17 protein-coding genes and 1 tRNA gene are annotated in these 20,926 nt (G+C 70.9%); 8 read left to right on the forward strand and 10 right to left on the reverse strand.

Features of this window, described 5'->3' with window-relative positions; translation table 11 throughout:
* Positions 1 to 125 precede the first annotated feature (125 nt).
* Entirely contained in the window at positions 126 to 716 is a 591-nt protein-coding gene (locus J7E97_RS21435; RefSeq protein WP_215029703.1) for a TetR/AcrR family transcriptional regulator, read from the reverse strand.
* Positions 717 to 936: 220 nt separating this feature from the next.
* On the opposite strand from J7E97_RS21435, the gene J7E97_RS21440 reads away from it, so the two are divergent.
* A complete protein-coding gene (locus J7E97_RS21440; protein WP_215029706.1) occupies positions 937 to 4,236 on the forward strand; it encodes a S41 family peptidase in 3,300 nt (1,099 codons plus the stop codon).
* Between the two features lie 156 nt (positions 4,237 to 4,392).
* On the opposite strand, the gene J7E97_RS21445 is transcribed toward J7E97_RS21440, so the two are convergent.
* The 3 genes from J7E97_RS21445 to J7E97_RS21455 are packed head-to-tail and all read right to left on the reverse strand — an operon-like array spanning position 4,393 to position 7,840.
* The gene (locus J7E97_RS21445; RefSeq protein WP_215029709.1) at positions 4,393 to 5,277 is read right to left on the reverse strand and encodes an SDR family oxidoreductase; all 885 of its coding nucleotides are present in this window, start codon (positions 5,275 to 5,277) and stop codon (positions 4,393 to 4,395) included.
* Positions 5,274 to 6,218 carry an alpha/beta fold hydrolase gene (locus tag J7E97_RS21450; protein ID WP_215029711.1) on the reverse strand — a complete coding sequence of 315 codons (945 nt, stop codon included), beginning with the start codon at positions 6,216 to 6,218 and terminating at the stop codon, positions 5,274 to 5,276. The genes J7E97_RS21445 and J7E97_RS21450 overlap by 4 nt, the downstream gene beginning before the upstream one ends.
* Entirely contained in the window at positions 6,215 to 7,840 is a 1,626-nt protein-coding gene (locus J7E97_RS21455; RefSeq protein WP_215029771.1) for an NAD(P)/FAD-dependent oxidoreductase, read from the reverse strand. The genes J7E97_RS21450 and J7E97_RS21455 overlap by 4 nt, the downstream gene beginning before the upstream one ends.
* A 227-nt stretch (positions 7,841 to 8,067) precedes the next feature.
* Here J7E97_RS21455 and J7E97_RS21460 point away from each other — a divergent pair, with 227 nt between their 5' ends.
* Entirely contained in the window at positions 8,068 to 8,727 is a 660-nt protein-coding gene (locus tag J7E97_RS21460) for a MerR family transcriptional regulator (protein ID WP_215029713.1), read from the forward strand.
* Here the strand turns inward: J7E97_RS21460 and J7E97_RS21465 are convergent.
* Positions 8,709 to 9,512, reverse strand: coding sequence for an exodeoxyribonuclease III (locus J7E97_RS21465; RefSeq protein ID WP_215029715.1), 804 nt, complete (start codon positions 9,510 to 9,512; stop codon positions 8,709 to 8,711). The genes J7E97_RS21460 and J7E97_RS21465 overlap by 19 nt on opposite strands.
* Before the next feature lie 38 nt (positions 9,513 to 9,550).
* On the opposite strand from J7E97_RS21465, the gene J7E97_RS21470 reads away from it, so the two are divergent.
* The 6 genes from J7E97_RS21470 to J7E97_RS21495 all read left to right on the forward strand — a co-directional run bounded on the left by J7E97_RS21470 (position 9,551) and on the right by J7E97_RS21495 (position 16,764).
* Positions 9,551 to 10,048: a GNAT family N-acetyltransferase gene (locus J7E97_RS21470; protein WP_215029718.1), complete on the forward strand. Its 498-nt coding sequence runs from the start codon at positions 9,551 to 9,553 to the stop codon at positions 10,046 to 10,048.
* Between the two features lie 433 nt (positions 10,049 to 10,481).
* The gene (locus tag J7E97_RS36845) at positions 10,482 to 11,861 is read left to right on the forward strand and encodes a glycosyl hydrolase (RefSeq protein ID WP_215029719.1); all 1,380 of its coding nucleotides are present in this window, start codon (positions 10,482 to 10,484) and stop codon (positions 11,859 to 11,861) included.
* 139 nt (positions 11,862 to 12,000) lie between these two features.
* On the forward strand, positions 12,001 to 12,840 hold the full coding sequence (locus J7E97_RS21480) for a hypothetical protein (RefSeq protein ID WP_215029721.1): 840 nt from the start codon (positions 12,001 to 12,003) through the stop codon (positions 12,838 to 12,840).
* A gap of 90 nt (positions 12,841 to 12,930) precedes the next feature.
* Positions 12,931 to 14,328 (forward strand): glycosyltransferase family 2 protein, encoded by a 1,398-nt coding sequence (locus J7E97_RS21485; protein ID WP_251054915.1) that lies wholly within the window; start codon positions 12,931 to 12,933, stop codon positions 14,326 to 14,328.
* 25 nt (positions 14,329 to 14,353) lie between these two features.
* Positions 14,354 to 15,601, forward strand: coding sequence for a hypothetical protein (locus J7E97_RS21490; protein ID WP_215029727.1), 1,248 nt, complete (start codon positions 14,354 to 14,356; stop codon positions 15,599 to 15,601).
* A 74-nt stretch (positions 15,602 to 15,675) separates the two neighbouring features.
* The gene (locus J7E97_RS21495) at positions 15,676 to 16,764 is read left to right on the forward strand and encodes a sugar phosphate nucleotidyltransferase (RefSeq protein ID WP_215029730.1); all 1,089 of its coding nucleotides are present in this window, start codon (positions 15,676 to 15,678) and stop codon (positions 16,762 to 16,764) included.
* 92 nt (positions 16,765 to 16,856) lie between these two features.
* On the opposite strand, the gene J7E97_RS21500 is transcribed toward J7E97_RS21495, so the two are convergent.
* The 5 genes from J7E97_RS21500 to glpR form a co-directional block, all read right to left on the reverse strand.
* Positions 16,857 to 17,255 carry a hypothetical protein gene (locus tag J7E97_RS21500; RefSeq protein ID WP_215029734.1) on the reverse strand — a complete coding sequence of 133 codons (399 nt, stop codon included), beginning with the start codon at positions 17,253 to 17,255 and terminating at the stop codon, positions 16,857 to 16,859.
* A 128-nt stretch (positions 17,256 to 17,383) separates the two neighbouring features.
* Positions 17,384 to 18,829: a hypothetical protein gene (locus J7E97_RS21505; protein WP_308346614.1), complete on the reverse strand. Its 1,446-nt coding sequence runs from the start codon at positions 18,827 to 18,829 to the stop codon at positions 17,384 to 17,386.
* A 14-nt stretch (positions 18,830 to 18,843) separates the two neighbouring features.
* Positions 18,844 to 19,314: a hypothetical protein gene (locus J7E97_RS21510; RefSeq protein WP_215029737.1), complete on the reverse strand. Its 471-nt coding sequence runs from the start codon at positions 19,312 to 19,314 to the stop codon at positions 18,844 to 18,846.
* A gap of 321 nt (positions 19,315 to 19,635) precedes the next feature.
* Positions 19,636 to 19,709 (reverse strand) — tRNA-Ala (locus tag J7E97_RS21515).
* Between the two features lie 78 nt (positions 19,710 to 19,787).
* Positions 19,788 to 20,801: a gephyrin-like molybdotransferase receptor GlpR gene (gene glpR, locus J7E97_RS21520; protein ID WP_215029740.1), complete on the reverse strand. Its 1,014-nt coding sequence runs from the start codon at positions 20,799 to 20,801 to the stop codon at positions 19,788 to 19,790.
* Between the last annotated feature and the right edge of the window lie 125 nt (positions 20,802 to 20,926).

Below are 20,926 nucleotides of genomic sequence, written 5' to 3' on the forward strand. Positions count from 1 at the left end.
CCCGTTCGGGTCGTGGGATGGAACAGGGCATGGAATGCCGGTCCGACGACGAGAGCGGCGTGTCAGGAACAGCAGGGATCGAGCGCGAGCGCGGGGACAGCTCGCAGAACAGCGGGGAGAGCGGATCAGACGCCGAGGGCGGGGAAGACCACGGCGTCGATGAAGTCACCGAGGAAACACCGGTCGACGGACCGGTCCTCGATCAGCGGGAGCGCGATGAACGCTCCGATGAGCATGTGTGGCACGAAGGCAAGGGCCGGACAGCCCGGGGCGATCTCGCCTCGGTCCACCGCCCGCTGCAGCATCGCCTGGAGGCCGGTGATCTCCGGGTCGACCAGTAGTTCCCGCAGCGCCTTGTGGAGCTCGGGGCTCTCGTGGACCGCATGGGTCAGACCCCGCATCAGCGCGGTGTCCTTCGCCATCTGGGCGTCGTCGGAGTTCTCGACCATGACGGCGAAGTCCCCGCGGATGCTGCCCGTGTCGATCTCCCGGAGGGAGACCGGCTGGGTACAGCGCAGGGCCTTGGCCACCAGCTCCGGCTTGCTCCCCCACTGGCGGTAGAGGGTGGCCTTGCTGGACTTCGTACGGGCGGCGACCGCGTCCATGGTCAGCGCCTCGTAGCCGACCTCGCGCAGGAGGTCGAGGACCGCCCCGTGGAGTTCGGCTTCCCGCTCGGGGGTGATCCGGCTGCGGCGCGACATGACTTCTTCGACCATCTCGGCACCTCTTCCCGACCTGCCATCCGAACGAAACCGTTTCGTACGGATAAGACGATACCCCCGGCGCCAGCGAAACGAAACCGTTCCGTTTCGTTTCGGCAGTGGCGTCGGTCACGCTCCCGCTCCCTCCCGGCCGACCCGCCGGACGGTCCCCCGACACCCGCATGGATCACCTGTACGAGTTGCCAGCCCCCCTCCCCGCGGAAAGCATTGGGGTGTGAGTCACGACGCGGCGTACCTCCGGTTCCCCCACCTCCACGACGACCTGCTCTGCTTCGCCACCGAAGACGACCTCTGGGTTGCACCCCTGGTCCCCGCCGGCGGGTCCGCGGGCCGGGCCTGGCGGATCACCGTCGACCGGACCCGGGTGGGCCACCCTCGGTTCTCCCCCGACGGCACGCACATCGCCTTCACCACCTGGCGCAGCCTCGACCCCGAGATCCACCTCGCCCCCGTCGCGGGAGGCCCGGCCCGGCGCCTCAGCTACTGGGGTTCCAGCGACACCCGGGTCTGCGGCTGGACCCCGCCCGACAAGGACGGCCGCAGCGACATCCTCGCCGTCTCCTCCCACGGCCAGCCCTTCTCCTACTTCTCCTGGGCCTACATCCTGCCCACCGACGGCAGTCCCGGCGGCCGGCTCCCCTGGGGGCCCGTCTCCGACATCGCCGTCCACGAGGAGGTCCAGGCCGGCGGGGGGACCGGCGAGCGGCGCACCCTGCTGCTGACCGGCAAGCCCCCGCACGAGCCCGCCGCCTGGAAGCGCTACCGCGGCGGCGCCACCGGCCGGCTGTGGCTGCACGGCGAACGGCTGCTGGAGGACATCGAGGGACACCTGGACTCCCCGATGTTCGTGGACGGCCGGATCGCCTTCCTCTCCGACCACGAAGGCATCGGCAACCTCTACTCCTGCCTGCCCGACGGCGCGGACCTGCGCCGGCACACCGACCACGCGGAGTTCTACGCCCGGCACGCCTCCAGCGACGGCTCCCGGATCGTCTACCAGTGCGCCGGCGACCTGTGGATCGTCGAGTCGCTGGCCCGGGGCGCCGTCCCGCGCAAGCTGGACGTCCGCCTCGGCGGCCCCCGCGCGGGACGCCGCACCTACCAGATCTCGGCCGCCAGCCACGTCGACTCGCTCTCCGTCGACGCCACCGGGCGGGCCAGCGCCGTCGTCGTGCGCGGCAGCCTGTACTGGCTCACGCACCGCGACGGCCCCGCCCGCGCCATCGCCGACACCCCGGGGGTGCGGGTCCGGCTGCCCGAGATGCTCGGCAGCGGCGGGCAGGTGGCGTACGTGACGGACGCCGAGGGCGAGGACGCGATCGAGATCGCCTACCTGCCCCGGGCCTCCGGGGACCGGGAGCCGCGCCGGCTCGCCCCTGGCGAGCTGGGCCGCGTACTGGAGCTGGTCTCCGACCCCGAAGGGGAGCGGCTCGCCGTCGCCTCCAACGACGGGCGGCTGCTGCTCATCGACGCGACCGAGGAGTCCAACGGCGAGGCGAGCGAGCTGATCCGGTCCGACAACGGGCCCGTCACCGACCTCGCCTTCTCCCCCGACGGCTGCTGGCTGACCTGGTCGCACCCGGGCATCGGCCGCTCGCTGCGCCAGATCAAGATGGCCAGGATCTCCGGGCCCGGCGCGCACACGGTCGTGGACGTCACGGGCGGCCGCTTCGAGGACGAGAATCCGGTCTTCACCTCGGACGGCCGCTATCTCGCCTTCCTGTCGTGGCGCGGTTTCGACCCGGTCTACGACGTGCACACCGGCGACCTGTCCTTCCCACTGGGCTGCCGCCCCTACCTGGTGCCGCTGTCCTCGGCGACCCCCTCCCCCTTCGCGTTCTCCCCGGACGGCCGCCCGGCGGCGGGCGGGCTCGACCCGGCCGAGGGCGACTCCGGCGACTCCGGCGACGGCACCGTCACGGTCGAGGCGGAAGGACTGGAGAGCCGGGTGACGCCCTTCCCCGTGTCGGCGTCCAAGTACTCGGCCCTGTACCCGGTCAGCGGCGGCGGGCTGGTGTGGCTGCGCTGGCCCATCTCGGGCGCGCTCGGCGAGACCTTCGCCAATCCGGCCGACACCAGCGGCAAGCCGACGCTGGAACACTTCGACCTCGTCAAGGCCCGCAAGACCGAACTGGCCTCCGGGCTGGACTGGTTCGCCGTCAGCGGCGACGGCACCCGGCTCGTCGTCAACGACGACGGGGACCTGCGGGCGGTCCCCTCCACCGAGTCGGGCGACAGCGACTCCACCGTCTACCTCGACCTGCGGCGCATCCTGCACGAGGTGGACCCGGCGGCCGAGTGGCGCCAGGCCTTCGAGGAGGCCGGGCGGCTCATCCGCGCGTACTTCTGGGACCCGAACATGTGCGGCATCGACTGGGACGGCGTGCTGCGCCAGTACCGGCCCCTGGTCGAACGGGTCGCCTCCCCCGACGAGTTCGCCGACCTGTTGCGCGAGGTCCTCGGCGAGCTCGGCACCTCGCACGCGTACGTGTCCCCGGCCCGGCGCAACGAGGGGCCGCCGCACTACCAGCGGGCCATCGGCCTGCTCGGCGCCAACCTCTACCCCCGCGACGGGGCCTGGGTCGTCGGCCGGATCCTGCCCGGCGAGTCCTCCGACTCCAAGGCCCGCTCCCCGCTCGCCGGCACCGGCATCCGGGAGGGCGCGGTCCTCACCCACGTCGACGGCCGGCCGGTGGACCCGGTCACAGGGCCCTACCCCCTGCTGTCGGCGGCGGGCGGCACCACCGTGGAACTCACCTTCGAGCCCGCCGAGGGCCAGGGCCACGCCCGCCGGGTCGCCGTCGTACCGCTGGTCGACGAACGGCCGCTGCGCTACCAGGACTGGGTGGCCAAACGCCGCGCGGTGGCCCGCGAGGTCAGCGGCGGCCGGTGCGGGTACCTGCACATCCCCGACATGGGCGGCTCGGGCTGGGCGCAGTTCAACCGCGACCTGCGGGCGGAGATGTCGAAGCCGGCCCTGATCGTGGACGTGCGCGGCAACGCGGGCGGGCACATCAGCGAGCTGGTCGTGGAGAAGCTCACCCGCTCGATCCTGGGCTGGGACCTCACGCGGGGCGCCCAGCCCGTCTCCTACGCCTCCAACGCGCCCCGGGGCCCGATCGTGGCCCTGGCCGACGAGGCCACCTCCTCCGACGGGGACATGATCACGGCGGCCTTCAAGCTGCTGGGGCTCGGCCCGGTCGTCGGCCAGCGCACGTGGGGCGGGGTGGTCGGCATGACCGGGCGGCACACCCTCGGCGACGGCACGGTGATCACCGTGCCGATGAACGCGGCGTGGTTCCCCGAGTACGGCTGGTCGGTGGAGAACCAGGGCGTGGAGCCCGACCTGCCGATCCTGCGGACCCCGCTCGACTGGGCGGAGGGGCGGCACGCGCAGATGGACGACGCCGTGCACCTGGCGCTGGAGCTGCTGGAACAGGATCCGGCGGCGGTGCCGCCCGGCTACACGGACGTACCGGACCGGCGGCGGCCGCAGCTGCCGCCGCGCGGATGACGCCGTAGGGCATGCGAAGGGGGCGCGACCCGGGAACGGCGGGTCGCGCCCCTCGGCGCTTCAAGCCGTCAGTGCTTCAACACGTCAGTGCTTCAACACGTCAGTGCTTCAACACGTCAGTGCTTCAACACGTCAGCGCTTAAAGGCGTCAACCGGTCAGCGGCTCCGCGTGCGCTCCTGCTCGTCCGCCGCGCCGCCTGCTCCCACAAGTCCCGTGGAGACGCTGGCCAGTCGGGGCTCGAACCGCTTCATCTCGCGCTGTCCGACCGTCGCAATGATCCCGGGCAGGTAGCCGCGGAACCCCTGCATGCCGCGCAGCCACCACTGCGCGTAGACGTGCGCGGAGCGCCGCTCGATGCCCGCCACGATCCGGTCGACGGCCGGGCCCAGCGGGTACGTCTGGTTCGACGGCCACGGCAGCCGCTGGCGCAGCTCGCGCATGACCTCGTCCTGGTCGGCGCCGCGCACCATGTCGGTGTCGGTCCACGACAGGTAACCGACGCCGACCTTGACGCCCTTGTAGCCGACCTCGGCGCGCAGGCAGTGGGCGAAGGCCTCGACGCCCGACTTGGAGGCGCAGTACGCGGTCATCATGGGCGCCGGGGTGATCGCGGCGAGCGAGGCGATCTGGAGGAAGTAGCCGCGGCTCTCCATCAGTACGGGCAGGAAGGCGCGGGCGGTGACGGCCCCGCCGATGAGGTTGACCTCGATGACCCGGCGCCAGGCGTCGGGATCGGAGTCCACGAACGGGCCGCCGGCCGCGACGCCCGCGTTGGCGACGACGATGTCCACCTTGCCGAAGCGGTGCTTGACCTCCTCGGCGACCCTCGCCATGGCCTCGTGGTCGGTGACGTCGGCGTACCAGTGGTCGCTTTCGGTGTGCAGCCGCTCGGAGACCTCCTTGAGGGCCTCCGGCTCCAGGCCGACGAGGGCGACCTTCGCGCCGCGCGCGGACAGTTTGCGGGCGAGCAGCTCGCCGACCCCCCGGGCGGCGCCGGTGACGACGGCGACCTGGCCTTCCAGACTCCTGCGAGCACTCACGGCGTCTTCTCCTTCGTGGCGTTGGGATTCTGGGCGACGTGGAGCGCGACGAGTTCGCGCATCGTGTGGGTGACGGCTTCCGGAGCCTCGACGGGGGTCATGTGCCCCATGCCGGTCAGCTCGGTGAGGCCCACGCAGTGGGGCAGCGCGGCCGCCAGCCCCCGGGCGTGCCCGATCGGGGTCAGCCGGTCGCTGGTGCCCCCGATGACGGCGGTGGGCACGGTGAGCGCGGTCAGCTGCGCGTCCAGGTCCAGTCCGGCCAGCACTCCGGACCAGGCGCGGCGCACCCCGGCGGGGCAGGCGTGGACGATCCGGGCGCAGGCCTCGACCTTCTCGGGCGCCGAGCCGGGGCCCATCGTGGCGTACTTCAGCACCGCCTTGGCGACGGGGGTGACGGGGCCGAGCGGGGCCCGGGCGCCGAGCACGGCCGCGGTGATACGGGTCCTCGCGCGGCCGGGACGCCACGGCAGGACCAGCGCTTCCGCGACCAACCGGCCGCTGCCGGTGCTGCACAGCAGCGCGGCGGCGGCGTGCTCGGCGAACTCCGGCCGGGCGGCGGCGGCCATGACCGTCATCCCGCCCATGGAGTGGCCGGCGACGAGCGCCTTCTCGCCGGGGGCGAGGGTGGCCTTCAGGACGGCGACCAGGTCGTCGGCCAGCGCGGTGGTGCTGTAGCCGGCGGCGTCGGCGGCGGCCGGGCTGCGGCCGTGGCCGCGCTGGTCGTAGGCGATGACCCGGTGGTCGGCGGCCAGGTCCCGTATCTGCGCCGCCCAGAAGGCGGTGGAACAGGTCCAGCCGTGCGCGAGCACGACGGCCGGAGCCCCGTCCTCGCCGTGCACCTCGACGTGCAGGCGCGAGCCGTCGGCGGAGGTGGCGACCAGCTCGTGGCGGGCGGACGGCGGGGCGTAGGGCCCGGCCGTGACGTGCGTCAGGCGGCTCACGCGGCGCCCTCCGCGGCGGTGGCGGACCGTTCGGCGGCGGCCGGCTTGTCCTTCGCCGGGGCCTTGGCCGTCGCCTTGGCCAGGTCCTTCGCCGGGGCCTTCGCGACCGCCGGGGCGGAGGCCGGGGCCGGGGCGGAGACCCGCTCGCGCTCCCGATGGCGGACGACCTCGTACTCACCCAGGTCCACGCCGCGCGTCTCCTTGCGGAACTCCCCGGTGGTCCCCGGCCAGACGGTGGTGTTGCGTCCCTGCGCGTCCAGGTACCAGCTGGTGCAGCCGCCGGTGTTCCACACCGTCCGCTCCATCCGCGCCTGGACGTGCCGGTTCCAGGTGTTGACCGCCGAGGGCCTGGCCGCGAGCGCGACCCGGCCGCCCAGCACGTTCAGCTGCCGCAGGTAGTCCGCCATGTAGTTCAGCTGCGACTCGATCATCAGGATCATCGAGCTGTTCCCGAGCCCGGTGTTCGGCCCGATGATCGTCATCCAGTTGGGGAAGCCCGCCGCGGTGGCTCCGCGCAGCGACTGCATCCCGTCCTTCCAGACCTCCGCGAGGGTCTTGCCCTCCGCGCCGACGACCCGGTCGGCGATCGGCATGTCGGTGACGTGGAAGCCGGTGCCGAAGACGATCGCGTCGGCCTCGGTCTCGGTCCCGTCGGCGGCGACCAGGACCGAGCCGCGGATCTCCTTCAGCCCGGAGGCGACGAGGTCCACGTTCGGCCGGGTGAGCGCGGGGTAGTACTCGCTCGACAGCAGGATGCGCTTGCAGCCGATGCGGTACGAGGGCGTCAGCTTGGCCCGCAGCGCCGGGTCCTTGATGGAGCGCGCCATGTTGGCCTTGGCGAGGGATTCGACCAGCCCGAGCTGGTTCGGCCGCTTGGTGAAGGCGCTGACCTGGAGCTCGCGGATCCCCCAGAGCAGCCCGCGGCGCGCAGCCCGGGTGAAGGGAAGTTGGCGGTGGAGCCAGCGCTCCACGGAGGTGATGGCGCGGTCGGTGCGCGGCATCACCCACGGCGGGGTGCGCTGGAAGAGGGTGAGCCGCTCCACGTCGGGCGCGATGGCCGGGACGATCTGGATGGCGGAGGCGCCCGTACCGATCATGGCGACGCGCTTGCCGCGCAGGTCGTAGTCGTGGTCCCAGCGGGCGGAGTGGAAGACCTTGCCGGGGAAGCCGGCGAGCCCGGGGATCTCCGGCATCTTCGGATCGGACAGCGGGCCGGTGGCGGAGACGACCACGTCGGCGGTGAACTCGCCGCCCGAGGTCTCGATGTCCCAGCGCAGCTCGTCCGCGTCCCAGCGCATCATCCGGACCTCGTGGTTCAGCCGGATGTGGCGGCGCAGCCCGAAGGTGTCGGCCACGTGCTCCAGGTACTCCCGGATGGCGGGCTGCCCGGAGAAGGTCCGCGGCCAGTCCGGGTGAGGAGCGAAGGAGAAGGAGTAGAGGTGCGAGGGCACGTCGCAGGCGCACCCGGGGTAGTTGTTGTCGCGCCAGGTCCCGCCGACCGCGTCGGCCCGCTCCAGTACGACGAAGTCGGTGATCCCCTCCCGCCGCAGCCGCACGGCGGCGCCCAGTCCGCCGAATCCGGACCCGATCACCGCCACTCGTACGTGCTCGCGCCCGTCCATGCCACCACCCATGCCCGCCGCCTCCGAATGTCCCACGCTGCCAGCAATCACTGGCACAATCGGGAGAGTAGAGCAGCCCCGTACTCGTGGGTAGGGGTCGCGCCGGGAAAGTTACCGTGGGTACGGCCTAGGCTGCGCCCGTGCCGGACAATGCGACGCAGGACCCAGCGGACACAGCGCAGAACACAGCGCGGGACGCAGCGCGAACGACGGAGGCAAGGACCACAGTGCGCGAATACCGCACGGAGGAGCTGGCCGAGGCCGCCGGCATACCCGTACGCACCCTGCGCTTCTACCGGGAGCGCAAGCTCCTGCCGCCGCCCCGCCGCGAGGGCCGCATCGCCTGGTACGACGACCACCACTTGGCCCGGCTGCGCACCATCGCCGCCCTGCTGGAGCGCGGCCACACCCTCGGCGGCATAGCGGAGCTGACCGTCGCCTTCGAGAACGGCCGCGACGTCGGCCAGCTCGGCGAGCTGCTCGGCATCGGCTGGTCCGAGGAGACCCCGGTCCGCCTGACGCCCGAGGCCCTCGCCGACTACTTCGAGGGCGAGGTGACCCCGGAGAACCTGGCGGCCTCGCTCGACCTCGGCTACCTCGCCACCGACGGGGAGGAGATCGTCCACGTCAGCCGCCGGCTGCTGGACGTCTCCTCGGCGCTGGTCCGCGAGGGCGTGCCGCTGTCCGCCGTACTGGAGGCGGGCCGCCGGGTGCGCGAGCACGCGGACGCGATGGCGGCCCTGTTCGCCGAGCTCATCTCCACGCACATCTCCCAGGAGGCGGTCCCGCGCCTGCGGCCGCTGGCGAAGAGCGTGGTCGAGGCCGAGCTCACGATGGCGATGGACCGGCTGCGCCCGCCGGTGTCCGCTCAGACCCCGAGCTCGTAGACGACGGTCACGGGCGCGTGGTCGGACCACCGCTCGGGGTGCGTCTGCGCCCGCTCCACGAACGCCTTGACGGCCCTGGCCGCCAGCCCCGGGGTCGCCACCTGGAGGTCGATGCGCCAGCCGGCGTCGTTGTCGAAGGCGCGCCCGCGGTAGGACCACCAGGAGTACGGACCCTCGGTGTCGGGGTGCAGGGCGCGCACGACGTCCACGTACCCGGCGCCGTCGTAGACCTCGCCGAGCCACTCGCGCTCCTCGGGCAGGAAGCCGGCGTTCTTCCGGTTCGTCTTCCAGTTCTTCAGGTCGGCTTCCCGGTGGCAGATGTTCCAGTCGCCGCAGACGACGACCTCGCGTCCGTCCGCGGCGGCCCGCGCCCTGAGCTCCTTCAGGTAGGCGAGGAACTCGCCCATGAACCGGTACTTCTCGTCCTGCTTCTCGGTCCCGGCCTCCCCGGAGGGCAGGTAGAGGCTGGCCACCGTCACACCGGGCAGGTCGATCTCCAGGTACCGGCCGGAGGCGTCGAACTCCGAACTCCCGAAGCCGACCCGCACCCGCTCGGGCTCCCGGCGCGTGTACAGCGCGACCCCGGCGCGACCCTTGACGGCGGCCGGAGCGAAGACGGTGTGCCACCCCTCGGGCGCACGCACCTCCTCGGGAATCTGTCCCTCCTCGGCCCGTACTTCCTGCAGGCAGACGACGTCGGCGTCCGACCCGGCGAGCCAAGGGGAGAACCCCTTCTTGGCCGCGGCGCGGATCCCATTCACATTCACGGAGGTCACGGTGAGCATCCCCGCACGATAGCCGGAGCGTTCCGTAGGCTGTTCGGATGTCTCAGGAGATCCAGCTCCGCGTCGTGTCGTACGACCACCCGGACGCGGTCAAGCTCAATGACCAGGTGCAGATCGAATACCAGGAGCGCTACGACGGCGAGGGCGATGTCACATTCCTCGACCCGGCGATGTTCGCCCCGCCCCGGGGCCTCTACCTCCTCGCCTACGACGCTTCGGGCGCGCCGATAGCCAGCGGCGGGTGGCGCGGCCAGGAGGCGAACGACGAGGGCTACTCGGACGGCGACGCCGAGCTCAAGCGCATGTACGTGGTCCCGGAGGCCCGCGGCCTCGGCCTGGCCCGCCGCATCCTCTCCGCGCTCGAAGCGGATGCCCGCGCGGCCGGCCGCCGGCGCATGGCCCTGGAGACGGGCGACCAGCAGCCCGAGGCCATCGCCCTCTACCTCTCCTCGGGCTACGCCCCGTCCCCCAAGTTCGGCCACTACCGCTTCCACGACACCAGTCGCTGCATGACGAAGCTGCTGAACCCGGCGTAAGCCCCGGCCCTCACCAAACCGCCCTGAATCCACCTGCATCAACCCGCTCCGCCCGGCCCGGGCCGCCCCACCCGGGCCACCGGCCCGCCCGGGCCCGGGCGGGGGAGGCCGCACACGGCCCCGAACTCCCGCCGCTGCCCGGCAAGTCCGTCCCGCGGCGGCGACTTCTAGCGTCGGGCGGCGGCTTCTGAGCCTCCGACACGGGCGCGTTCCCGGTGAGATAGGGCACACCGCGCGCGCCGACCACGCGTCAAACCACTTCTGATCAGCGGGGAAAGGCCCCGGCCATGTCCACAACCCGGGATACCTACCCCACCCCGAACGGTTCAGACCGCTAACATCTGAACGCGTACAACCTTTCGCATCACTCGCGAGTCTGTGTGATTACTGGCAGTGCGTTCACACAGACATCAGTTGGCAAGGAGGGCGTGAGGTGAGGCGCCGTACGGCAATTTTGAGCGGCGGCGCCGCCGTGGTCGGAGCTCTGGGCTATACGGGCCTGCGGGCTTCACGGGATTCGGACTCCTTCTCCGTCCGACAACTCGTCGACCGCGACCTCACGCTTCGCGACCCCGCCGCCTCCCCTTCGGCCCGCGCCGTCTTCCGGCTGCTCGCCGACCTGGAGAACGACGCGCGAACCGGGAACCCCCGCGCCACCGTCATCGGACAGCACGTCGAGCTCCAGAACGAACTCAACAATCCCGAATACGGCGACTACCAGGGATTGAAGCAGCCCGGTTATTACTACCGGAAGCCCGCCGACTTCACCGGCAAGTTCCCGGGATTCGTCGAGCTCGACCTCGGGCCCGGTTACGAGGCGGAAGGCTGGGGCGTGGACCGGCCCCGCCCCTACTCCTCGGCCTGGCCCTCCGGCCGCAAGGAATGGGCGTACGTCGACGACGTCGTCGACCTCGCGGCCGGCGTGTGGTCGGGTCTTCCGCGCGGCGACGACGGCACGTACAACAGGGACGGCAAGGAGAACCGCAGCGACGGCTCCGCCTCCGAGCTCCCCCCCAACGGCGGTGACCCGGCCGGTCTCGTCGGCATGTCCTTCCATCAGCCGTGGCCCGGCAGCAAGCTCAAGGGCTACCAGGAGACGCTGCGGCGCAATTCGCCGGCCGCCAAGGACTCCGGCTGGATCGACCGGCTGCTGACTCCGGGCACCGACGAGCACAAGGCGCTCCTCCTCGACCTCTCCTTCCTCGCCGACCACCTCGGTTACCTCGCGTCGCACGACGTACCCGTGCTGCTGCGCCCGTACCACGAGATGAACGCCGGGGCCAAGGACGGCTTCTGGTGGTCCGGCCTCGCGCCCGAGCAGTACAAGAAGCTTTGGCGGACGCTGTACGAACACCTGGTGAAGACCCGTGGTCTGCACAACCTCCTCTTCGTCTGGTCCCCGAACGCCTGGGACCACGTTCACGGCAGCGAACCCTGGGACTACTACCCGGGCGAGCGCCACGTGGACCTCGTCGGCGTCGACGACTACAGCGGCAGTCCGCAGAAGCCCTTCGGCGGCGGTGTGTGGACCAAGAAGTGGTACGACGGCCTGGCCGACTACCGCAAGCCGCGGATGATGGCCGAGTCCTTCCACGTGCCGGTTTCCAGCGCCCAGCCCCGGACGCTGGAGAAGACCCCGTGGGTGATCTGGACGGTGTGGGGCCAAGGCCTCACGCAGAAGAACCGGTCGGGCCCACAGGACATGAACACACCCGCCGACGTGGAGGCCACGTACGGCTCTCCGCGCGCCCTGACCGGAGGACCGGATTCGGGCGATGCGCGGCGGGTCTGGAAGTCACTGCGGCCGACGTGACGGGCACCGTCCCGGCAAGTTTTGCCCCCTGGGACATCTGAACTCAACACTGCGCTGCGACAATGCGAACGGTTGCGCGAGGGGAATCGCGCAACCGGCCAGTCCAGCTCCTGCTTGCCATCCCAGCTATTCAGACGAGGTGAGAGTCATATCCGGCACCACGGGTTCGGCCTCCGGCCGAGCTTCCCTCGAAGTACCGCGCATGCACCAGGTCGCCGCCTACATGGCCCTGGCCTGGGCGGCAGTGCTGCTCTGCTGGGCCTCGTACAGCTGCTTCTGGCAGGTCGGCATCGCCGACTTCGCCAAGGGCATCGTCTACTACGGGCTCAGTGACGGCTCCGGCCGGGCGGACACCGCGAACCTGAACTGGGCCGTGGTGTACATCATCGCGGGCCTGCTGATCCTGCGGGCCAACTCCTGGGCGCGCGGCCTCGCCTGTGGCGCCGCGCTCATCGAGGGCTACAACAGGCTGCGCAGCCTCACCGGCGCCCTGTTCGACAGTCGCCAGCAGGGCTGGTTCCTGGACACCACCGAGGGCAACCTGAAGCTGGCGACGTTCAGCGCCGGGGTCCTCATCACCACGACGCTGGTGTTCCTGCTGATCAAGGAAGCCGCCGTCTACGAGCCGTGGGTGCCGCCGACCAACCGGTGGACCCAGCAGGCCCAGGAAGCCCAGCTGGCCCACCAGGCGCAGCAGGCCCAGCAGCTCCAGCCGCAGGCGCAGCAGTTCCCGCCGCAGGGCCAGCAGGTCCCGCCGCAGGGTCCGTACGGCTCTCCGCCGCCCCAGGGCAACTACGGGTACCCGCAACAGGGCCACTACGGCTATCCGCAGCAGGGCCAGCAGGCGCCTCCGAGCCCGCAGGCGCCGCAGGCCCCGCAGGCGCCCGGCCAGTTCCCGAACCCGTATCAGAACCCGCAGCAGCCCGCTGCCCCTTATCCCGGATCGCAGCCGCCGCAGTCGCCGCCCCCCGGCAACTAGCCGCCGGCTCGTTCCATGTCGCCCCACTCGGAGAACCGTTCAATGACCGCCACCACCCCGGAGCATTCGTCCACCCGGCATGGCGCCAGGATGACGCAGCGCCACGCCTCGTGGAAGCCCGGCATCCTGCCGTTCCTCCTCCCGTTCCTGGTTCTGCTCGCCTTCGGTATGTGGTCGTACCTGCCGAACAGCACCCCGATGGCATGGGTGCTGACGATCGTGTGGTCGCTGCCCGTGGTGGGCGTGATGGTCGGTCTCCAGGGCGCGCTCCTGATCCGGCGCCGGGTGAAGCGCTCCGACGAGATGGTTCCGGCGGCCCCCGTCGAACAGGACTTCCTGATCGCCCTGGTGCCGACCATCGGGCGGCACGACACCTACCCGGCGCTGGAGCGGTCGGTCCTGTCGTACGTGGACCACCTGCCCCAGTACTTCCCGCACATGCGCGTCGACGTACTCACCGAAGAGGGCTGCGAGGCGGCGGAGCGGATCCAGGCGCTGGAGGACCGGAGCCCGCTGATCCGCGTCGTCACCGTGCCGAAGGCGTACGCCACCCCCAACGGCACCCGCTTCAAGGCCCGTGCCAACCACTACTCGCACGAGCTGCGCATCGCCGAGGAGGAGGCCCTGGAGAACGTCTGGGTCCTCCACATGGACGACGACACCGCGGTCGGTCCCGACACCTCGGCCGCCGTCGCCCAGTTCATCAACCGGCAGCGCAGGGCGCACCCGGACGAGACCAAGCACATGGCGCAGGGCATCCTGACGTACCCGCGCGAGAACGCGGTCAACATGTTCACCTGGCTCGCCGACGCGGTGCGTCCCGCCGACGACATCGCCCGCTTCCGCGCGCTGACCGGCACGGGCACCCCCGTGGCGGGCGTACACGGCGAGCTGCTCCTGTTGCGCGCCAACATCGAGGCGACCATCGGCTGGGACTTCGGTCCGAAGGCCATCGTCGAGGACGCCCAGCTGGCCCTGAACTTCTGCCGCATGTACCCGGGGCGCAGCGACTGGTTCAACGGCCGCTGCTACGGCGCTTCGCCGGCCACCGCCCGTGACTTCATCAAGCAGCGCGAGCGCTGGGCCTGGGGCCTGGTGGCCCTCTGCTTCAACCGGACCATTCCGCTGCGCTACCGCTGGTTCCTCTCGATCTGCGTGACCACCTGGATCCTCGGCCCGCTCCAGCACATCGGCGCGATCCTGCTCATCGCATGGTTCACCGGGAACATGAACACCTCGCCGGTCGCCCAGTCCGTCGTTGTGCTGTGGTCGCTCAACTTCGCCTACGTGGTCTGGACGTACTGGGAGGGCCTGCGGCTGAACGCGCTGGTCTCCATCAGCGGCCGGCGCAAGTGGTGGGAGCCCATCGTCGTCGTAGGCCTCATACCCCTGTTCTCGATCCTGGAAGGGCTCGGCGGATTCCGCGGATTCATCAAGTTCGTGCGGCGCGAAGAGAACAAGTTCGTCGTCATCGCCAAGCCCGCCTGACCCTTCCCCCAGGAACCTCACTCCCATGACACGCTCTCGCATCCCCCTCCTCGCGGTCTTCCCGGTCACCGTCATCACCGGCGTGATCATCGCGCCGCTGCTGTTCGGCAACCACCCCCTGCGGTGGTCGGCCGGTTCCGCCATGCCCCATCTGGTCGTGAACGACGAGCAGATCCGTGCGGAAGCGGCGCTCAAGAAGGCGAGCGGCGAGGAGAAGCCGTCCGCCGAGGCCGCTGCCGCCGACGCGGCCGCGGCCGCGGTCGCGGCGGCTCCGACGGTCAAGGCCGACAAGCCGTGGAAGGCCGGCATGCCGCAATGGGGCGTGCAGATCTACTGGGAGGACAACCCCGAGCAGAACGCCGCCTACCTCACGGAGAAGGCGAAGCTGCAGGCGAAGTACCTGGTCGACCTGAAGGCGAACTCGGTCTCGGTCTCCTTCCCCTTCTACACCGGTACCAGCACATCGACGAAGACGGAGGCCGGCCCCAAGACGCCGAGCCCCGAACGCCTCGAAACCGTGCTCCAGGTGTTCCAGGAGGCGGGGCTGCGCACCACCCTGCGCCCGCTGATGGACGAGAAGTCCCTCGGCGGCATGCCCAACTGGCGCGGCAACATCAAGCCGTCCGACCGGGACGCCTGGTTCGCCTCGTACAAGAAGTTCCTCGGCCCGTACCTGACCGTGGCGGAGAAGCACAAGGTCGCCTCCTTCACGCTGGGCACCGAGCTCAACACCCTGGAGGGCGACCCCCGCTGGAAGCCGCTCGCCACCGCGGCGGAGAAGATCTACTCGGGCGAGATCGGCTACGACGCCAACTACGACAACTACGTGGCGGGGCGGATCAACATGCCGGTCGAACAGCTGGGTGTCGACGCCTACTTCCCCGTGAAGGTGCCCGACGACGCTCCGGTGGACACCTTGGTCAAGGGCTGGAACGAGTGGCTGGACAAGAAGACGACCGGCGCCCTCCCCGAGATCGTGATCTCCGAGGCCGGTATCGGCGCGATGACGGGCGCCTACCACTTGCCGGGGGACTTCTACACCACGCGCGCCCTCAACACCCAGGTGCAGGCCAACTGGTACGACGCCGTCTGCCGGGTCGTCAAGCAGCGCAAGATGAAGGGCGTCTACTGGTGGTCGATCTACTTCGACGACAACCCGCTGGCCAAGCCGGACGACAGCGCGTCGCGCCTTCACTTCGCCGGGCGTCCGGACACCGAAAAGGTCATCCGGGACTGCTTCGGCTCGGACTACGCCCTGACCCCCAAGCCCTGACACACCTCTCGGCTCCTTGGTCGCGCACGTGACCCGACGAGCGTCGCACCTCCTGACCAAAGGCAGAATCTGAAATGAGCGAGGCGATCCTCCTCGTCGGCGGCAAGGGCACTCGACTGCGCCCGCTGACTGTTTTCACCCCCAAGCCCCTGCTGCGGGTGGCGGGCGTACCGTTCCTCACCCACCAGCTGGCCCGCGCGGCGAAGGCCGGGGTCACCCGGATCGTCCTCGCCACCTCCTACCTCGCCGAGCTCTTCGAGCAGGAGTACGGCGACGGTTCCGGTCTCGGCCTGGAGCTGGTGTACGTCACCGAGAAGGAGCCCCTCGGCACAGGCGGCGCGATACGCAACGCCGCCGAGCACCTCACGAGTGCGCCGGGTGACCCGGTCCTGGTGTTCAACGGGGACATCCTCTCCGGCCTCGACATCGCCGCCCTGCGGGACGGCCACAAGGCGTCCGGCGCCGACGTGAGCCTCCACCTGACCCGGGTCGCCGACCCGCGGGCCTTCGGCCTGGTGCCGACCGGCCCCGACGGCCGCGTACTGGCGTTCCTGGAAAAGCCGGAGACCCAGGAACAGATCATCACCGACCAGATCAACGCGGGCTGCTACGTCTTCACCCGCTCGGTCATCGACACCATCCCGGCCGGCCGCGAGGTGTCCGTCGAACGCGAGACCTTCCCCGGCCTGCTGGCCTCCGGCGGCTACCTGCGCGGCGTCGCCGACGACAGCTACTGGCTGGACCTCGGCACCCCCGCGGCCTTCGTCAAGGGATCGGCCGACCTCGTACGCGGCCTGATCGACTCCCCCGCCCTGCCCGGCCCCGTCGGCGAGGCACTGGTCCTGTCCGGCGCCCGGGTGCACGAGCAGGCCGTCCTGAGCGGCGGCACGGTCGTCTGCGAGGGCGCCGTGGTCGAGGCCGGTGCCGAAGTCGACGGCAGCGTCGTCCTGCCGGGCGCCGTGGTCGCGCGGGGCGCCCGCGTGCACCGCTCCGTGGTCGGCCGCCAGGCCTCCGTGGGCGCCGGTTCCGCGGTGCGCGAGGCCGTCGTCGGCGACGGCGCGGAGGTGGGCCCGTACAACGAACTGCCCGCCGGCGTGCGGATCGACTGCGGTGTCAGCCTGCCCGCCCAGGCCGTCCGCGTCTCCGCGCCGGTCATGGCCTGACACTTCCCCGCGGACAGCCGAGCGGCTCCCCACCCTGACCGGGTGGGGAGCCGCTCTGCTGTCCGCGGGCTCTCGCCCCGTACGGTCAGTGCTCAGTCGACGCCGCTGAGGTAGACCCGGCTGGTGCGGTCGTCGACCTGCGCCACCGCGACCTTCAGCCAGTTGAGGTTGTCCTCGCACGGCGCGCACACCTGGCCTTCGCGGACCCTCGCCAGCAGATCGGGCTCCGGCAACCCGAGGTGCGAGAACGGCGTCGATGGGTTCGTACTGCGGGCGAGTGGCTGTTCCCGCAGGCCGAGCGGTCGCTCCGGCTTCAGCTGTGCGACGAACTCGTCCACCTCGTCTTTGGGGAGGACGAACGCCATGATCAGGCCGTCGTCCTGCAGACCCTCCAAGTGCGCGGCCTTCGCCTCCGTTGCCGCGGCGGGCAACTGCACCTGCAGCGTCTTGGCGACCGACGCCACGGTGGCCCCGTCCACCCAGTGCGACACTTGCCCCGATGAGCGGTCCGGCGCCGGGGGGCCGTTCCCCTTCATCCCCGAGCACCCGGCCACTAGCCCGGTGAGCAGGGCCACCCCGCCGACCAGCGCCGGACGCCACCTGCTTCGTGGCTCCAAGCTCACCGGGCGTCTCCGTTCCGGCCGATGTCGGTACGTGTGCCGTCCCGTCCCGGTTCCTTCGGATCGGGCCAGGCGCCGCCCGTACTCATGTCGTGCTGCTGCACCGAACTGCTTCCCCTCATGTCGAATTCCCTGGCCTGTCCCGTCGTGTGCATTCGGGCCATATCGGCGTCGGTCACCGTGGTCGGACCGATGGGCGTGGCTTTGCCGGGGTCCCAGTTGTACCGGTCCCACACATTGACCTGATAGTCGATGCTGACCTGCGGCTTGCCGTCCGGTCCCGGCACCGCCGTCACGACGCCCGTGGTGTTCGTCATGGCGCTGCCCACGGCCAGGTACCAGTTCGCTGTGCCGTCCGGGCCCTTGTCGTGGGTGTATCCCTCACCTGCGGTCTCCACGGGGATCGCGACGGGCTTGCCGCCCGACTGCGCGAAAGCGTCCAGCGCCTGGCGGCGCCATTCGTCCTCCTGCTTGCCGCGCGTCACCGCCGACACGTCACGCAGGACCGTGTCGTCCCCGTCGCTCAGCATCCTGTCGACATCGAGGTCGAGGGTCTTGCCGGTCCCGTTCAGATAGTGGTCCATGTGCCGGGCCGCATCCGTCTTGCCGATGAAGTCACCGCTGTTCGAGATCCCGTTGGCCTGGAACTCCTTCCAGTAGTCCCCGAAGCCGGGTGAATCGACGTCGTACCGCCCCGCCCCGTCGTCAGCGGCCACCCGCTTCACCGAAGGGGTCAACAGGCCGGCGGCCAGCAGCTCGTCCTTGTGCTGCGTCCAGAGCTGCGCGCGCGACTCAGGACTCAGGGACTGCCACAACCGCTGCAACTCCTTGCGCTGCTTGCCGTCGGCGTCTTCTCCCAGACCGGCGAGTTTCAGGGCGCGGGGCAGCATGTCCTGGTCGAGCGACGTGTACGACGCGTGGCCCGCGTTGGTCGGATCACCGCCGTGGCTCGCGCGCAGCGCCCGTACCGCAGCCGCGTCCACCTCGGAGGCGTGGCTCACGATCCCGGTCAGCGTGTCGGCGTACCACTGCATCATGTCGCGTTTCCTCTGCCCGGGCCCGTCCACCTCGCAGACAACGGCATCCGCGATCACCACGGTCCCGTCCGGGCGTCCGGTGACGCTGAAGCCCTCTTCCTTGGCCTCGGCGGTCACGCTCCTGGCCTGCTGCTGGATGCTCTTCAGCTCGGTGTGCGCGTCATCGAGGACACTGAAGATGCTCCGCGCCTCCGCGTGGAGGTCAGCGAACTCCTTCACCGTCTTGCCGACGAACTCCCGGGTCACGCCCGCGTTGACGCCCTCCCAACGGGCCGTCTCCGCCTTCGCCTTCATACCGTCGCGGGCCTCGCCGCCGAGCCGCTGCATCTCCCCGGCCACGCGCTTCCAGTCAGCGACCGCCGCACCCAGTTTGCCGAGGTCGACTTCCATGAGCTCGCTGTAGTTCACGGGCTGCTCCTCCCCTACTTGAAGTACTCGGCGAGCCGGGAAGCGGGTACGGCCGAGCCGTCCCGGTTCCGGAGGGACGCGGCGATCGCCGCGTCATCCTCGGCATGCGCCTTCTTCGAGTAGTCCAGGTGGTTCGATATGTGCGCACAGGCCTGGAGGACGCTCTTGACCTGCGAGGTCCATACGGACACCGTCGTCTCCAACTCACCGCCGAGGGCGAAGTTGCTGCCCTTCAAGGCCGCTGCCGCCTGCATCGTGGAGCCGGCCCCCTCCGTGTTGGCACCGGCGCCGGCGATGTCCGCCTCCTTGTGCAACCGCCCGTGCAGCACGAAGGCCTCATGCCCGACACCACCGAGGTCGTCCTGGTTCACGACAAGGTCGCCCTGCCCGCCCCCGGGCCCGCCCGGTACCCGATTGAGCCGCATCGACACATGCCGGCCGGCGGCTACCGCCGCCTTCGAGTTCTCCCACTCATCCCATGCCATCGCGCCATTCCACCACGCACCTGCGACAACTTGATCAACAGCCAAGAAAGCCCAGTCAGCTTTGAGCCAGAGTCCGCTCCCGGCCCGGTGGTGCGCCGAGCCCTCAGGCACCAGGGCGCCCCACGGCATGGAGGACGAGGCCTTTCCTCAGCCGCTATACGGCTGGAAGCCGCCGGTCCGCGACCGGCGGTCCCGCAGCGCCGCCGGCAGTCCGAAGAACAGGCAGCGAACGGCCCCTGAAACGACGAAGATCCCGCCTGATCTTTCGATCGGACGGGATCTCGTCACCGTTCCCGAGAGCTACTCGCGAACTGTCGTTTGTGGACCTGTGGGGATTTGAACCCCAGACCCCCTCGATGCGAACGAGGTGCGCTACCAGACTGCGCCACAGGCCCTTGCGACGTGTGAAACATTAGCATCCCCTCGCGGGTGCTCCAAAACCGATATCGGGGAGCGTCCGCGCAGGTCACCGATCACTCGTTCGCGGCGCGCGGCCGCTCGTCGCCCTCGTACTGGTCGAACAGCGGCGTACGGGCCGCGTCGCGGCCACGGGGGCGGGACGGCGGGGGCGCGGGCTGGGCGCGCAGGCGCGGTTCCGTCGGCTCGGCCGTGCTGGAGCGGGTCGCGCTCCAGGCGTCCGGGGCCGCCGGGCCGCCGGTGGCGCGGGGGGCGACCGGGGCCGTCACGTACGTGGGCAGCGGGACCGGGACGGGCTCCCAGCTGTCACCGCGGGCGGGGCCGCGCTCGCGCTCGCGCTGCTGGTCCACCCACTCCGCGTGGTCGGTCTGCTCGACCAGGGCGCGCCGTCCGGCCTCCTGCGGCGAGACCGGTGGCGCCGGGTCCGGTTCGGAGCCGGCGGTCGCCTCGGACTCGCGGCGCCGCGGGCGGTTCTCGCGGAGCCGGCGGGCGGCCGCTTCGGCACGCCGCCGGTCCATGGTGAACTCGAAGCGCCGCCGCTCCTGCACCCGCAGGTGCACGATGTACGTGCTCAGCAGCAGGGCGGGGGCGGCGGGGGCCCACAGGTAGTGGAGTCCGCCGACGGCGGCGACGACCGCGCCGAGGGTGAAGATCAGGAAGAGCAGGGCGGTGGTGCGCCGGCGGCGGGCCAGGACGACCAGGCGCTGCGCGCGGCGGGCCCGCTCCGCGCGGTCCGCCCGCTCCGAGGCGGTCGGTCTCGGCTCCGCCCGGGTCGGCGCGGGCACGACGACGGCCCGGACGTCGTCGACGTCCGCGGAATTCACCGTTTCCGTCGCTGCGTCCGGGTCCGCGGGGGGCTGGTGTCGCGCCTCCTCGTCACCGCGCTCACGCAGTCCCTTGGCGTAACGGCGCTCCATTCCCGCCCGGCCGGAAAGCAGCCGGATGGCGGTGGAGAAGCGTTCCGTCGGACGGGCTTCGTTCAGCTCGTCCTGCCTCCGGAGCCACATGGGCACCAAGTAGGCGGCCCAGGCCCCGACAATGACTGCGTAGATGAGGCCGCTGCTGCTCACACCCCACACCGTAGAGGGGTGCGGGCGGGCGGATCCGCCAATTGGGACGGCGTGTCGCACGATCTCGCTGATATCACGGACTTTTTTTGTGATTTCTCGGATCAGGTTATGGGCGAACCGGTCGC

Source organism: Streptomyces sp. ISL-66 (assembly GCF_018614135.1).
GTDB lineage: Bacteria > Actinomycetota > Actinomycetes > Streptomycetales > Streptomycetaceae > Streptomyces.